Origin of the sequence: Paenibacillus sp. BK033 (genome assembly GCF_004345425.1) — a bacterium.
Taxonomy (GTDB): Bacteria; Bacillota; Bacilli; order Paenibacillales; family Paenibacillaceae; genus Pristimantibacillus.
Window position 1 is genome coordinate 18,722 of sequence record NZ_SLVP01000005.1, and the last position, 15,005, is coordinate 33,726.

The window sequence follows — 15,005 nt, forward strand, 5'->3', positions numbered from 1 at the left end:
TTCTCCATCTTATGAAGGCATAAGGCCTAAGGGTGCTTAATGCCACAATTCTTTGAAATAACGCCGCGAACGCTGCGCGGAATAAATGCCGGGAGCCCCCGAGCACAAGTAAGCGACTGCGCATCCGATGAGCATGTAGAGCCAGCCGCAGCCTTGCAAGCCGAACAGCTCAAGGCCGAGAATAAAGCTGGCCAGCGGCGTATTGGTAGCCCCGCTGAAGACCGAGACTAACCCGATTCCCGCAAGCAGGGGAACGGATACCGCCAGCAGCTTGGCAAGCGCGCTGCCAAGCGTTGAGCCAATCACGAATAATGGCGTAACTTCGCCGCCTTGGAAGCCGGCTCCTAGAGTAATCGAAGTCAAGATGGTTTTCCACAAGAAAGCAAGCGGAGCAGAAGCTTCTTCGAACGAATGCTGCAACAACGGAAGACCAAGGCCTGCGTATTCCCTCGAGCCGATGAGATAGACCATCGCGATGACGATCAGGCCGCCAACCAAACTTTTTAGCATCGGATTGGGCAAAAGCTTCGTAAACCAGGCTTTCAGCTTATGGGTTAACTTGACGAACAACAGGGCTGCAAACCCGAACAATACGGCAGCCCCTGCAATTTTGACCAGTAACAGACCGCTAATCGGTGGCACCGTGCCCATCGAATAATGAAGATGATGCACGCCCCAGGCTAATGTCGTATAGTGGCCAACGTAGCTCGCGAGAAATATCGGCAGAATCGATTGCAGCGAGATCGCTCCAAGCGCGGCAACCTCCAGGGCAAATATCGCGCCGGCGGCCGGAGTGCCAAAGACCGAACCAAAACCGCTGCTGATCCCGCACAGCAGGATGATTTTGCGTTCAGCGCCGCTAAGCTTGAAGCGCTTGCCGATCATTTCCGCCAAGCTGCCGCCCATTTGAACGGCCGTGCCCTCCCGTCCGGCTGAGCCGCTGAACAAATGGGTAACAATCGTGCCAAACAGCACAAGCGGCGCCATGCGCAGTGGAACAGCCGTCTCACCGCCGTAGATTCGGTCAAGCAGCAGGTTATTGCCTTTTGCCGCATCTTTGCCGTATTGCATATAAAGCCAGCTGACCAGCGCTCCGCCAAGGGGGAGCAGCCACAGCAGCCAGGTATGCGTCATAGACGTTTCCGTTGCCCATTCCAGGGTTGTCAGGAATAAAGCGGAGGCCGATCCCGTGCAAATGCCGACAATAGCCGCAACGGCCAGCCGGATGAAGGATGTTTTCATAACATTAGCCATAAATCCAATAAGCTCCTAACTGAAGAGAAATTCACGCGAACAATTATTTATTTACTATCGTACATTTTGAAAATAACGTCAATAACGGCCAGAAGTGGTACACTAGAAATTAGATGAATAGACGCGAAAAAGGAGTCATCGCAACAAATGTTGTTAACGACCTTGAATGAACTCGATAATTCCCTGTGGCCGCTTGCGAAGAAGCTTTACGAACAATCATTCCCGAAGCAAGGGCGAAAGCCCGATGCCATTATTAACGGCATGTTCCGGAAAATGCGGTGTTTTCTCCATACGCTTGCCGATGAAGGCCGGGTACAAGCAATGGCCCTGTCAGGGCTTACGGGCGGAGAGAAAATATTGCTTATTGATTACATCGCGGTATCCGAGCAGCGGAGGGGAGAGGGGATCGGCTCTCAACTAATCGCAGCGATTGAAGAATGGGCGCAAAAGTGCATGCAGCTTGACGGACTTCTCATTGAAGTGGAGTCGGAGCAGAACCGGATAAACGAGCAGCGCATCCGGTTCTGGGAGCGGAACGGGTTCACCATTACCGATTACGAACATTCTTATATCTGGGTGCCGGAGCCATACCGGGCCATGTACAAACCACTCAGTCAGGAAAACGCATGGCTTGGGGACGGGAGCGGAAGGCAGCTGTTCCGTTACATAACCGCCTTTCATGAAAAGGCATATTCCAAGAAATAAGCAGGAGGAGATTATTCATGGAAAATCCATTAAATAAAACGTTAAACCGGAGATACATCTTGAAATTTCTGGAGGAGCTTCTTCAAATACCAAGTCCCAGCGGTTATTGCACGAACATTATGAACCGTCTCGAGGAAGAAGCGGCGAAGCTGGGTTATGCGATGGAGCGTACGCCTAAAGGGAACGGAATGATCACGGTTGCGGGCAGCGGCGATTCGGCGGATGCGATTGCTTACACCGCGCATGTCGACACGCTTGGCGCCATGGTGCGTTCCGTTAAATCGAACGGCATGCTGCGCATTACCCCCATTGGCGGATACGACATGCAAACGATTGAAGGGGAATATTGCCTGATCCATACCAGGGACGGAAGGCAATACGAGGGCACGGTTTTGTCTACCAAAACCTCCGTCCATGTCTATCCGGACGCAAGGGAATGGAAGCGGGACGAGGCCAACATGGAAGTCCGAATCGACGAGAATACGTCCAGCAAGGCAGAGACGGAGTCGCTGGGCATTGCGGTAGGCGATATCGTCTCTTGGGATCCTAGAGTGCGGATTACGCCGCAAGGCTGGGTGAAATCCCGGCATCTGGACGACAAAGCAAGCGTCGCGGCGTTATTCGGTCTTCTGGAATGGATGAAGCGGGTCGATCAAAAACCGGGGCGGACTTTAAAGCTTATTTTCTCCACTTACGAAGAGGTAGGTCACGGCAATTCCTACATGCCAGCCGACGTTACGGAGCTTATTGCGGTTGACATGGGGGCGATTGGAGACGATTTGTCCACGACGGAGCGGGATGTATCGATCTGCGCCAAGGATTCTTCCGGACCGTACGATTACGAGATGACTTCGAGATTGATTGAGCTTGCGAAGCAGCATCAGCTGCCTTACGCCGTCGATATTTATCCGCATTATGGATCCGACGCTTCTGCTGCGCTGCGGGGAGGAAACAACATACGCGCCGCTTTGATCGGACCCGGCGTTCATGCCTCCCACGCGATGGAACGGACGCACGCCGACGCGATCGTAAATACAGCAGCATTGCTGCTTGCGTACCTGGGATTGTCCGTCTCCTAACGGATGATTTATTATTTCTTCGCGCTGGTTACTGCCGCCTTCATCTTGCTGATGAACAATCCCCGCAGCGAGATGAACCGCTGGGCGGCTTTTTTCCTGAGCGCTGCCGCGATAGGCGGCTTAACGGATGTATTGATCCGGTATGGCTATGACGATTGGGCGAACATCGAGCAGCTGCTTAACCATACGTTATCGCCATACGGCATTCTTATATTCAGCGTGGTTTATTCCGAGCTGGTACCCGGAAAAAGAGCCCGGCTTTATTTGAAGCTGGCTCTGCTCGTTATCCCCGCGTGGATGATGCTATCGACGCCGATAAAACCGGAAATCCGTCTGGATTACCGGTTCCTTCTGGGCTGGGCTGCTCCGTACTACCTCGCCGCGTGCCTCTTGCTCATCGTCTCCTTATGGAAGGAGACGAACCGCCGCAAGCGGCGGAACCGCTTTATCGCAACCCTTATAATCGTGCCGACTATACTGGCTGTGCTGCTGCTTATTAACGTAGCGGCTGTCGTTGCTCCGGAATTGGATGCCTTCCGGTACGTGTCCTTGTTCATTATTTATTCGTTGTCCGTGGCTCTTATCTGCACGTTTATTTACGGCGTGCTGGGAGTAAGGCTGCGCTTTGAGAAGGACCCGCTCGAAGGGACGATGAAAGCGGTCAGCTCCGGTGCGGTCCAGCTTAATCATTCGATCAAAAACGAAATCGGCAAAATTGCCATCAGCTCGGATAATCTGAAGAGGGAGCTGGCGGAACGCTCGCCAGACTCGTTATCCCATCTGGCTATCATCACGTCGGCCTCGGATCATATGCTTGGCATGGTGAACCGGATTCACAGCCAGATGCGGGATATCGTTCTGTCAGAGAAGCCGTTTAAGCTGGACCAGCTGGTTCAAAGCAGTTTGGCTAAACATAAAGGGCTGTTCGAGCAGAAGGAAATCCGGGTACGGGGCGATTATGCCTGCAGCCCGACAGTGATTGGCGATCCCGTTCATTTCGCTGAAGCCCTCGGCAACGTATTGGTGAATGCGGCGGAGGCGGTGGAGACCGGAGGGGTCATACATATTTCTCTGGAGCGGGAAAAGAAATCCGTCCAGTTACGGATTAAAGACAACGGGAGAGGGATAGCGGCCGATCAGCTCGAACGGATATTCGAACCGTTCTTCAGCACGAAGAACCGCTCCAGCAACTTTGGCCTTGGCCTTTCCTATGTTTACAATGTGATGAAGAAGAGCGGAGGCTCTGTTGACGTTATGAGCAGGGAGAATGAAGGGACAACCGTTATTTTTCATTTTGCCGCCAAAAGCATCCGCTTCGGCTGACGGGAGGAGCATGCCGTGTCAACGATTAAAATCTTTCTTGTCGAGGATGATCCGGACTGGATCCGGGCCATGTCCGCTTATTTGAACAGCGAGCCGGATCTGGAAGTCGCAGGCTTCGCAACCTCATCGCGAGAAGCGCTCGAGAAAGCGCAGCAGCTGGACTTCGATGTTGTCCTGCTCGATATTCAGCTGACGGACTACCAGGAAGAAGGCATTCATACCGCTATCGAGCTGAACGATATTCATCCGGCAAGGATCATTATGCTGACGTCGATGAAGGACGAATCCATCATCATGCAGGCTTTTACAGCCGGTGCGGTCAACTATGTGGAGAAGACGAATTACAAGGAGCTTCCCCATGTCATACGGAATGCGTATCAGCATCCCCGCGCGATGGACGCTTTGCTCAAGGATTACGCAAGGCTGAAGCGGGAGGAGCAGCTGAGGCAGCTGACGGCCGCCGAGCGGGAAGTGTTTGAACTGATCGAGCAGGGCTATACGCAGCCGCAGATGGAGAAGAAGCTGTACAAGACGGAGAGCACCTTGAAGAATCAGGTGAACAAAATGCTTAAAAAGCTGGGAGTAACAAGCCGCAAGGAAGCCGTTGAAAAGGTGCGGCGCAAAGGCTTGCTCCCGCCCAAATAATATTATCGCGGTGCAGGAGGATCTCCTGCACCGCTTTTTTGATGGAGAAGCGTCAGCATACGTTCAGTCGGCCTATTTATGCCGGAGGGTTCTACAAAAGTTAGAACTGCCGGCTTTCAGCCTCCCGTCCTAGAATGTAGGGGAAGGGAGCTGGAATTCATGAAACGAAAACCGATATACGTGGAACTGATCATTCATGCCGACATGGAAAGCCTGTGGACTTATACCCAAACCGCCGAGCTGCACGAGCAGTGGGATCTGCGGTTTTCGAGCATCAACTACCTGCCCCGCAAGTCGGAGAGGAACACGCAAGACTTTCTTTATGAGACGCGAATTGGATTCGGGCTTAGGATCAGCGGGACTGGCCGCGCGAAATCATCGGTACGCGAAGGAACGGGGGTCAGGCTGTCTACGCTGGCCTTTGGCTCGGAGCAGCCGTTCTCTTTAATCCGACATGGAGCGGGGTATTGGCAGTACCGCCCGAATGCGGACTCGATTACCTTCCTTACGAAATACGATTATGCCACCCGGTTCGGCCGGCTGGGTCATTGGTTCGACCGCCTTTTGTTCCGGCCTTTATTCGGCTGGGCTACCGCTCTTAGCTTTGATGTATTGCGGTTGTGGCTGGAGAAGCAAATCCCGCCGGCCGTCAGCCTGCAGCGGACGCTGATTCACTATTTGAGCACGGGGCTGCTAAGCCTGCTATGGTTTTATGAAGGCCTTGTTCCGAAGTGGATGTTTCCGGAAGCAGGAGAGCTAGGCATAATGAAAAGCATGCAAATGTTCCCGGGAATGGAGCTGCAAGCTCTGAAATGGCTTGGGGCCGCGGAGATTTTGTTAGGTTTTCTGATGCTGCTTTATCACCGTTCAAAGTGGATTTACCGGCTGCAGGTTGTCGGTTTATCAGCTCTTGCAGGAGGCGCTTTGATTTGTACGCCATCGCTCCTGGCTCAGCCGTTTAATCCTTTTGTATTAAGCGCGACCATGATAGGCTTCTGCTTGACTGGGATATGGACATCCCGGGACTTGCCTGATGCCGCCAATTGCATCCGGAAGAAAGGGGAGATGCGGCAATGACCGGATCCATCTATGAACAAGCATTGGGTGCGCGATTCAATAATCTCCATCCGCGCATTCAGGAGCGGTTTGGTTTCAGCAGCAAGGATCGGGTCGCTTCGATCGGCCAAGGGGTCATGGACCGGATCTGGTTCAACAAGTGGGCAGCTATACCGCTTGCATTGGGAGCTTCTCGTCACATTATGTTTCCCCAGGGAGGAAGCGGCATCCCGTTCACGATAGAAAATTACGCGTATCGGGACGGGTTTGGCCGTGAGACGGTAACCTGGATCCGCAAATTTCAGTTCAAGCGGGCCATCCGGCATTTTGACGCAACGATGATTTACAGTGCCGATAGAAACAGAGTCGTGGACTATCTGGGGAACAAGCAGCATTTGGCAGTAGATCTGGACATCACGGCTGCAAGCAACGGGGGGATCAGAATCCGTTCGGGGGATCAGAGGTTCTACGAAGGACCCATTCAATTTACCTGTCCAGCGCTGCTCACCGGTACGGCCGATGTAACCGAATGGTATGACGATGACCGGGAAAAGTTCCGGATTAGCGTGATCGTCAGCAGCCCGGTATTGGGAACGGTTTTTCATTATGAAGGGAGCTTCGAGGCGGAATTGATCCCTTTGCGGCATATTCCGGCCGATGCGAAGCCGCTAAGGGAAGAAGCGAGAGAGTAATGTCAAATATTAGCTTCGCGCGAAACGACAAAATTTTCTAAACAAAGGAAGGAAAAAATGACTATATGTCGAATGAAATAAGGATTAAAGCTTCATGTATTCATGAGAAATAGAGGTTGAAGCATGCATAATTCGGTATTTTTCAAGAGCGTCATTAACTCAAACTCCATATTTGATTCAATGGGGCTTCTTGGTCATTTTTTAAATGAGACGATCGGCTGCGAGCAAATTTGTTTATTTCTAATGGAAGATTCTCAGCGTCAGGAGCCGGCAGCGTATTCGTACAACATGCTGCAGGTGGATACCGGCCAGCTGCAGCAGCTTGCTGTAAAGGCTGAATTTTTCGAGCGTATTCCGGATGGAAGACCGCTGCGGCTAGATGATACGATAGACGGAATCTCCCTTGCGGAGACGTCTTTCCACACGATATATCCCTTCCATATTAAACGCAACGCAACGTATGGCACACTCCTGCTCTGTTTTCAATCTCAGCGATCATTAACACCCGAAGAGCTTCAAATTTGCCGAATGAACAAACTGCATATGGACCAGCTCATCGACAAGATCTATTTCCGCAAGCAATTTCTGAAGGAACAGTCTTACGAGAGCCTGTTTAATACGCTGCGGATGAAGGACAGCTTCACGGTGGACCATTGCTATAACGTCGCCTTTTATTCCTCATTGCTTGGAGAAAAGCTTGGCCTATGTCCGTCCGAGCTGGAGCTGCTGAAGCTGGCCGCTCTGCTGCACGATATTGGAAAGCTGGCTATTCCGGATCATATTCTGATGAAGCCCGGCAGGCTAACCGATGACGAGTTTGACGTTATCCGCCAGCATCCGGCTATCGGCTACCAGCTTCTGAAGGACCTGCCGGAAGTGAAGGACATTCTGCCTATTGTCAGGTGGCATCATGAGCGTATTGACGGAGGAGGTTACCCGGATGGCTTAAAAGGGGATGAAATCCCGCTGCTTGTCCGGATCGTCAGCCTAGCGGATGCTTTCGACGCAATGACTTCAACCCGGGTTTACCGAAGCACCCTTCATGTCGAGGAAGTCCGAAAGCAGTTAATTACGAACGTGAATACGCAGTTTGACGAACAGCTCGTTATGCTGTTCCTTGAGATCATCGACGAGCAAATGACGATGAGAACCATATCTACAGGTGAATGAAATCGGAAAGAGAGTTGGAGTATGTCATTGCGTGAAAAGATACTCATCGTAGACGATGAACCGCATAATGTACAGATTCTTCGTATATTTTTGAACGCCTTAAATTACAGCATACATACGGCGGAGTGCGGCTCTGAGGCATTACGGATGTACGATGAGATTCGTCCGGATCTCGTCCTGCTGGACGTAATGATGCCTGACATGTCGGGCTTTGACGTCTGCAAGCAGTGGATGAGCCGGGAAGAATTTGATACGCCCGTTATCTTCTTGTCTGCCAACGTGCAGAAGAAGGATATCCTGCAAGGCCTGCAGCTTGGCGCGTTTGACTATTTGACCAAGCCTTACGACCTTGATCTGCTCGAAATGAAAGTGAGCTATGCCCTGGGACAAAAGCAGAAGCTGGAGCGCTTGATGAGCGACAAAGAAAAGCTGTCCGAGAGAGCGAATACGGACGCTTTAACCGGACTGTACAACCGGATGTATTTAAATGAGGTACTGTTGGAGTCGTCGGTTAGCCTGGCCGATTACGGCGCGATGCTGATGATCGATATGGACAATTTCAAATACATCAACGATACGTTTGGCCATCTCGTGGGGGATCAAGTCCTGAAAGCGATTGCCTCCATTATTCAGAAGGCTATCTCGCCGGAGAAGGATCTTGCCTTCCGCTTTGGCGGGGACGAGTTTCTCGTATTGCTGCAGCAGGAACAGGAAGCAATGGAGACCGCGCAGGAGATTATCCGGACGGTAAACGAACTTGCAATCGGCTCGCTCGTGGAACAGAGCGCGAAAGCTTCAGTCAGCATCGGAATTACGAAGAGCTCTGACCATTATTCCTTTGAACAAATCATCGGCTTTGCCGACCGGGCCTTGCTGCGGTCCAAACAAAGCGGCAAAAATCAGATCACGATCTATTAAACGGATGGATAGGTGAAAATTTATGATGGAATTAAAGAGCTTTAAGAAATTATTTCTGATGACGAAAGTGATTAATTCGCAATTTGAGCTGTCCGATATTTTGCAGGTCTTCGTTGACGCCATCGCAAGCGAAATTACGCAGGCGGATCTGGTCGGATTTTTCCTCAAGCAGCCTGACGGCACTTTCATCGGGTACAAGGGAAACAAGATGTCGATCGATATTACGGAGCTTCTGATTGATCCTCAGAAGGATCGCTTTGTCTGCGATATTCTGGAGAGAAGAGCAAGCGACTACATCGACGATACCAACCTTGATCCTCGGATTGACGATGATAAGAAGCTGCTGATGAAAATCAAGTCCATATTGGGGATTCCCGTCATTGTGAATGATTCGGTATTCGGCGTTGTCTTCGTCCATGATTTCGGGAAGCCGATGAATCTGACCCGCGAACAAATCGAAGTGACGGAAGCGTTCGTCAACATGGTCAGCGTCGCCATTCACAATATCCAGATGTTCGAAAACACGAAAAATCTCGTGGACAAGCAGCAGCTGCTGCTGGATGCGACGAAAGCATTGTCCAAGTCGCTCTCAGTGCGCGAAGTATTAAAGACCTGCTTCCATTATATGAAACGGGCAACGGGCTCGGATGAAGTGGGGATCCACTTGTATAACGAGAAGGAGCGTACGATCGAGCCGTATCATATTTCCTCGGTAAGCGTAACGGAGGAGGAATGGAAGAATAGGCACCGCGAAGATATCAAGCTGAGCATTGATAAGGACAAGCTGTTCTACGAGGTTGTTACGGAGAAAAAGGCGATAGCGATTTCGGATGTTTACAAGGATCCGCGTCCGGATCACCGGGCTTGCGAGATGTTCGGCATCAAAAGCCTGCTTCTTATCCCGCTTGTTGCAAAAGACCGCGTGTTTGGCGATGTCGTCATCCCAACCATGAACAAGTGCCGTGAATACGAGCCGGGCGAGATCGAATTCTGCCAGTCGATTGCGGATGTAACGGCGACTGCACTGGCGAACGCCATTCATACCGAGCATCTGGATTATTCGGTCAATGTTCGTTCAATGGAGCTGCAGCAGGCGAACTTCAAGCTTGAGGGCTTGGTGAAGGAGCTCGAGTATTTGAATGAGCTGAAGAGCGATTTTATCGCAACGCTATCCCATGAGCTTCGTACGCCTATCACGGCCGTCAAAGGTACCGTTGATATTTTGCGCAAGGAAGTGCTGGGCAAGCTGAACGACTCCCAGCTCGATCTGCTGGAGACGGCAGGCAAATCGATCGAGCGTCTGCTGAATCAGGTGAATGAGCTGCTTGATTTCGCCAAGATGGAGAACGGGAAATTCGAACTGACGTATTCGGAGTTCGATTTCGAAGAGTTGATCCGGGAAGCCACGCATATCGTAGATTCTTTGATCAATAAGAAGAAGCTGGAGCTTGCCGTTGAGATCCACGCGGGCGAGGATAGAACGATGCGGGCCGACCGCGAGCGGATTCTGCAAATTCTGCTCAATCTCTTGTCCAATTCCATCAAGTTTACCCCGCAAAGAGGCAAGATTACGATCAAGGCTTACATGGAAGACAACGGGATGACGATCGAAGTGATTGATACCGGCATAGGAATTCCGGTGGAGAAGCAGAAAAATATTTTCACGAAGTTTTACCAGGTGAACAATCAAATTAACGGCACAGGCCTTGGCCTTGCGATATCGAGGCAGCTGATTGAAATGCACGGGGGGATCATTTCGTTTGAATCGACGGAAGGGGAAGGCTCCGTATTCAAATTTACCGTTAAGAAATAAGAGAAAGAGTTAAGAAGGAGAATAAGATGAGAGCAATCGAAGCTGGATTAAGATTTTTGGTCAGTCAAGGGGTCAAGTACATTTTCGGAGTCCCGGCGGGCTCTATCAATGCTTTGTATGATTGCTTGCATGAACTTCCAGAATTAACATCCATTGTAGCCAAGCATGAGTCAAGTTCAGGGTATATGGCTGCAGCCTATACAAGAATTACGGGTATTCCAAGCGTTTGCGTGGGCTCGAGCGGTCCCGGCGCAACGAATCTGGTCACGCCTGCCGCAAATGCATGGCGCGAGAAGCTTCCGGTTATTTTCCTGACGGGCGCAATTCCAACTACGAAATTCGGCAAGGGCGGAGGACAGGAGCTGAATGCGGACCCGATCTTCGCCTCCGTCACCAAGCTGAGCAAGACCGTCACTAATCCCGAAGATCTGCCCCGCGTTCTGGCCGAAGCCTATAACACCGCAATCAGCGGAATTCCCGGACCGGTGCATATTACGATTCCGATCAACATGCAAATGACGGAGATTGGCGAGCCGGAAGCGTTGACGGCGGTTCAGACGCAGCCCGTCCAGCCGAGCGCGGACGAGATTGAAGCCGCGGCAGCAGCCATCAAGAAAGCGGGGCGCCGGGGCGCGTTAATGCTTGGACACGGCTCCAAGGAATTTAAAGACACGGTTCGGCGTTTCGCCGAGCTGACCGGCTGGCACGTTGCGACAACCCCTCGCGGCAAAGGCGCTTTCCCGGAAAATCATCCGCTTGCTCTTGGCGTATACGGGTTGGCGAGCAATGATTCGGCGGTCGATTACTTGCGCGGCGATAATCATGATCTGTTAATGATTGTTGGCTCCGCATTAGGCGAGTCGGCAACAAGCAGTTGGGACGAGCGGCTTGTCAGCGGCAAACAGATCATTCATATCGACCATGATAAACGGGAATTAGGCAAAAATTTCGATACCGATTACCCGGTGCACGGAGACATTGAGCTTGCGGTATGGCAACTGATCGACCGTCTGACCGCAGGCGTACAGGAGGAGCAGCTTGAGGAGATCTCGGCCGCCTACAGGGAAGCCGCTGCCGCATTGGAAGCAGCGGGTCCGGGGACGGAGGACTGGAATACGAGAGCCGCAATCCGCCAGCTTAATCTGCTTGCGCCAGACAATGCCAGGTATTATGTAGATATCGGCGAATTTATGACCTACTCGATTCAAAATCTCGTGATCCGCGAGTCGCAAGAGTTCGATATCAACATTAACTTTGGCGGAATGGGATCGGGAATTAGCGGTGCCCTGGGCGCTCAGCTTGCGGAACCGGCCCGACCGGTTATCAGTATTACCGGGGACGGCTGCTTCTTCATGCATGGCATGGAAGTGCTGACGGCCAAGGAATACAATCTCCCGATTGTATTTGTCGTCATTAACAATGCCCGCCTTGGCATGGTGTATCACGGACATATGATGCAGTACAGACGCTGCCTGGAAGATTTCTCCCAGCAGCGCACAAGCATCGCGGATGTTGCCAAAGCGCTTGGCGTCCGGTACACGCAAGCTGAATCCTTGGAAGAACTTCGGCCGGAGCTTGCGAAAGACTGGTTCGATCAAACCAAAGGACCTATCGTTATCGAGATTAACGTCGAAGGGAACGAAATCCCGCCGATGGGCGAACGCGTGAAGTTTTTGCAGGGCGCTACTTATTAATCGAAACCATACAGCTGCTTTCCGTTTAAATACGGAGGCAGCTTTTTTTCGTCCGGCCGATAAATCGCATAAAAAGGGAAATGCCGTGAGACGTTAAGGGCAAGGGAAGGGAGGCGTTCAGCAATGCGAAGGAAAGAAATACCGTCCTTTTATTTCTATGTGCTGCATGGCTTGCTTGTTGCCGTAGTTCTTATCCTTATCTTGTCTTTAGCGGAGCAGCCGGCTGTGTCGGCCGGCCAGCGGATTGCGAAGCACGCGGCTATTATTGCCCACCGCGGTGCATCCGGTTATGCACCCGAGCATACCCTTGCCGCTTTTCGCAGCGCTATTGAAGCGGGAGCGGACTATATCGAGATTGATCTTCAGCTTACGAAGGACGGTCAGATCATTGCGATGCATGATAATACGGTTAACCGTACCACTGACGCAAAAGGCAAGGTGAGGGCCATGACCCTTGATGCCATTAAGCAGCTGGATGCCGGCTCCTGGTTTAACCGGCATCATCCGATGTATGCAAGAGAAGAGTTCGCGAGGCAGCAAGTGCCTTCTCTATCCGAGATATTCGCCGCATTCGGCCGAGAAACCCATTATATTCTGGAGATTAAAGACTCGCCTTACAATCCGGGAATTGAAGAAAAGCTGCTAGAGACCATCCGCCAATACGGGCTTGAGGATCAAGTCATCATCCAGTCGTTTGACGTCAAGAGCTTAAAGAAAATTCACCGGATGAACGACAGGATCGAATTACTGCAGCTGATGTGGTATAACACGCCGGCTCGGATCAGCAGCGTTTCCTTAAATAAAATCAAAAAATATGCTACGGGGATCAGCCCTAATTTTCCGAAAATCAATGCTGCTTATGTTCATAAAGTTCAAAAATCGGGTCTTCGCATTTACCCGTATACGGTAAATTATCAATTAAACATGGACCGGGCATTGAGCTGGGGAGTTGACGGCATATACACGGATTACCCGGATCGGTTCCGCGAAGTGCTGCGGCAGAACAGCAGTTATGTTTATCTGCTTCGCCATACTCTTTCCCAGTGGCTCAATAACTGACCAGGCTACCGTCCGCTGCGCAGCTTTAACGTACGCCGGATCAGCATGGGTAAGGTCATGCTTCCGGCTGTCGCTGCGATAAACGAATGAAAGGGAATGATTAGGGCGTAGTATGCAGCTGTACTGATAACGATATCGATCAGAATGAACTTTCTAACCTCCGCTATTGGAATAACCACGATAACAATCGGTTGTTTATTTCCCATTTCCGCTTCCTCCAGCTCCGATAATCTCTATTTCCCATCCTATTGCGCATTATATTTGTCCCATTCGGTTTACCTGTTACATATTGGCATTCGTTCCAGGGCACATTGTAAATACCGAATAGTTTAAGAATGGGGGGCAGGGTCAAGATGAGTGAGGCTGCAGCATTATGGCGGACTTCCAAAAACCGTAAATTATTGTTAAGCGCCGGATTCAGCTGGCTGTTCGACGCCATGGACGTTGGCCTTGTCTCGTTTATCGCAGCGGCTTTAAGCGTCGATTGGCACCTAAATGCCGAGCAGATTGGTCTGCTTGCCGCGATAAACTCAACCGGAATGGCGTTTGGCGCTGCGGTATCCGGGTCGCTTGCCGACCGCTACGGCCGGAAAACCGTTCTGCTTTGGACTTTGCTTTTATTTTCCGCAGCCAGCGGATTGTCAGCCCTAGCACCTAATTTAGCTGTTCTGGCTATTCTTCGTTTTGTGGCGGGATTCGGTTTAGGCGGGGAGCTTCCGGTTGCATCAACGTTAGTATCCGAATCGGTGCCTGTTGAAGTGAGGGGCAGAGCGATTGTTCTGCTCGAGAGCTTCTGGGCAGGCGGCTGGATACTTGCCGCTCTCATTTCCTACTTCTTTATTCCGCATTTCGGATGGAGAATGGCACTTGTTATCGGAGCTATACCCGCGGTCTATGCGTTGTTCCTCAGACGGGCAATCGAAGATTCCCCGCGCTTTAAGGAGCAGGCCGACAGGAGAAGGCTTCGTTTTGGCGAGCGCATGTCCTCCCTATGGTCCGGTCCTTACCGGCGGGCAACCGTAACGTTGTGGATATTATGGTTCACCGTCGTCTTTTCTTATTACGGGATGTTCCTATGGCTTCCAACCGTAATGGTATTGAAAGGCTTTACGCTCGTGAAGAGCTTTCAATACGTGCTTATCATTACATTAGCCCAATTACCGGGATATTTTACGGCTGCTTATTTGATTGAACGGGTAGGCAGAAAAGCGGTACTCGGCATTTATTTGCTTATGACGGCCGTATGCGCCCTATGGTTCGGTAATGCCAGTACAGCCGGGATGCTTCTTGCAGCGGGCATTTTCCTGTCCTTTTTCAATCTGGGGGCTTGGGGGGCTATGTATGCTTATACGCCGGAGCTTTATCCTACAAGCGTTCGTTCGACTGGAGTAGGCTTTGCTGCGGCTTTCGGGAGAATCGGAGGGATTATCGGACCGTATCTGGTGGGGTTGTTAATTGACAACGGCACAACGATTAATGCCGTGTTTATTGTTTTCTTTGTTGCGATCGTCATTGGCGCGCTAACGGTAATGCTGTTTGGCCGGGAAACAAAGGGGTTGGATCCTGACCGCGCGTAACGCGGACCGAAGGCGGGAGG

14 protein-coding genes are annotated in these 15,005 nt (G+C 51.3%); 12 read left to right on the forward strand and 2 right to left on the reverse strand.

Annotated features, from left to right (window positions below):
• Positions 1-36: 36 nt before the first annotated feature.
• Entirely contained in the window at positions 37-1,254 is a 1,218-nt protein-coding gene (locus EV294_RS17435) for a chloride channel protein (RefSeq protein ID WP_132309004.1), read from the reverse strand.
• A 147-nt stretch (positions 1,255-1,401) separates the two neighbouring features.
• On the opposite strand from EV294_RS17435, the gene EV294_RS17440 reads away from it, so the two are divergent.
• The 11 genes from EV294_RS17440 to EV294_RS17490 all read left to right on the forward strand — a co-directional run bounded on the left by EV294_RS17440 (position 1,402) and on the right by EV294_RS17490 (position 13,408).
• Positions 1,402-1,959 (forward strand): GNAT family N-acetyltransferase, encoded by a 558-nt coding sequence (locus EV294_RS17440; RefSeq protein ID WP_132309006.1) that lies wholly within the window; start codon positions 1,402-1,404, stop codon positions 1,957-1,959.
• Between the two features lie 17 nt (positions 1,960-1,976).
• Positions 1,977-3,038 carry a M42 family metallopeptidase gene (locus tag EV294_RS17445; RefSeq protein WP_132309007.1) on the forward strand — a complete coding sequence of 354 codons (1,062 nt, stop codon included), beginning with the start codon at positions 1,977-1,979 and terminating at the stop codon, positions 3,036-3,038.
• A gap of 3 nt (positions 3,039-3,041) precedes the next feature.
• Positions 3,042-4,361 (forward strand): sensor histidine kinase, encoded by a 1,320-nt coding sequence (locus EV294_RS17450; RefSeq protein ID WP_132309009.1) that lies wholly within the window; start codon positions 3,042-3,044, stop codon positions 4,359-4,361.
• A 15-nt stretch (positions 4,362-4,376) separates the two neighbouring features.
• On the forward strand, positions 4,377-5,006 hold the full coding sequence (locus tag EV294_RS17455) for a response regulator transcription factor (RefSeq protein ID WP_132309010.1): 630 nt from the start codon (positions 4,377-4,379) through the stop codon (positions 5,004-5,006).
• 159 nt (positions 5,007-5,165) lie between these two features.
• Complete coding sequence (locus EV294_RS17460) at positions 5,166-6,083, forward strand: DoxX-like family protein (RefSeq protein ID WP_132309012.1); 918 nt, start codon at positions 5,166-5,168, stop codon at positions 6,081-6,083.
• Positions 6,080-6,754: a DUF4166 domain-containing protein gene (locus EV294_RS17465; RefSeq protein ID WP_132309014.1), complete on the forward strand. Its 675-nt coding sequence runs from the start codon at positions 6,080-6,082 to the stop codon at positions 6,752-6,754. Before EV294_RS17460 ends, EV294_RS17465 begins: the two co-directional genes overlap by 4 nt.
• 123 nt (positions 6,755-6,877) lie before the next feature.
• Positions 6,878-7,924 (forward strand): HD-GYP domain-containing protein, encoded by a 1,047-nt coding sequence (locus EV294_RS17470; protein ID WP_132309015.1) that lies wholly within the window; start codon positions 6,878-6,880, stop codon positions 7,922-7,924.
• Positions 7,925-7,945: 21 nt separating this feature from the next.
• Positions 7,946-8,842, forward strand: a complete 897-nt coding sequence (locus tag EV294_RS17475) for a GGDEF domain-containing response regulator (RefSeq protein WP_132309017.1) — start codon at positions 7,946-7,948, stop codon at positions 8,840-8,842.
• A 22-nt stretch (positions 8,843-8,864) separates the two neighbouring features.
• Entirely contained in the window at positions 8,865-10,655 is a 1,791-nt protein-coding gene (locus tag EV294_RS17480) for a GAF domain-containing sensor histidine kinase (RefSeq protein WP_132309019.1), read from the forward strand.
• A gap of 26 nt (positions 10,656-10,681) precedes the next feature.
• The gene (locus tag EV294_RS17485) at positions 10,682-12,349 is read left to right on the forward strand and encodes a thiamine pyrophosphate-binding protein (protein WP_132309021.1); all 1,668 of its coding nucleotides are present in this window, start codon (positions 10,682-10,684) and stop codon (positions 12,347-12,349) included.
• Between the two features lie 123 nt (positions 12,350-12,472).
• Positions 12,473-13,408 (forward strand): glycerophosphodiester phosphodiesterase, encoded by a 936-nt coding sequence (locus EV294_RS17490; RefSeq protein WP_132309023.1) that lies wholly within the window; start codon positions 12,473-12,475, stop codon positions 13,406-13,408.
• 5 nt (positions 13,409-13,413) lie between these two features.
• On the opposite strand, the gene EV294_RS17495 is transcribed toward EV294_RS17490, so the two are convergent.
• Positions 13,414-13,614: a hypothetical protein gene (locus tag EV294_RS17495; RefSeq protein ID WP_132309025.1), complete on the reverse strand. Its 201-nt coding sequence runs from the start codon at positions 13,612-13,614 to the stop codon at positions 13,414-13,416.
• A gap of 147 nt (positions 13,615-13,761) precedes the next feature.
• Between EV294_RS17495 and EV294_RS17500 the strand changes: the two genes are divergently transcribed.
• Positions 13,762-14,985 carry an MFS transporter gene (locus EV294_RS17500; protein ID WP_132309027.1) on the forward strand — a complete coding sequence of 408 codons (1,224 nt, stop codon included), beginning with the start codon at positions 13,762-13,764 and terminating at the stop codon, positions 14,983-14,985.
• Positions 14,986-15,005 lie beyond the last annotated feature (20 nt).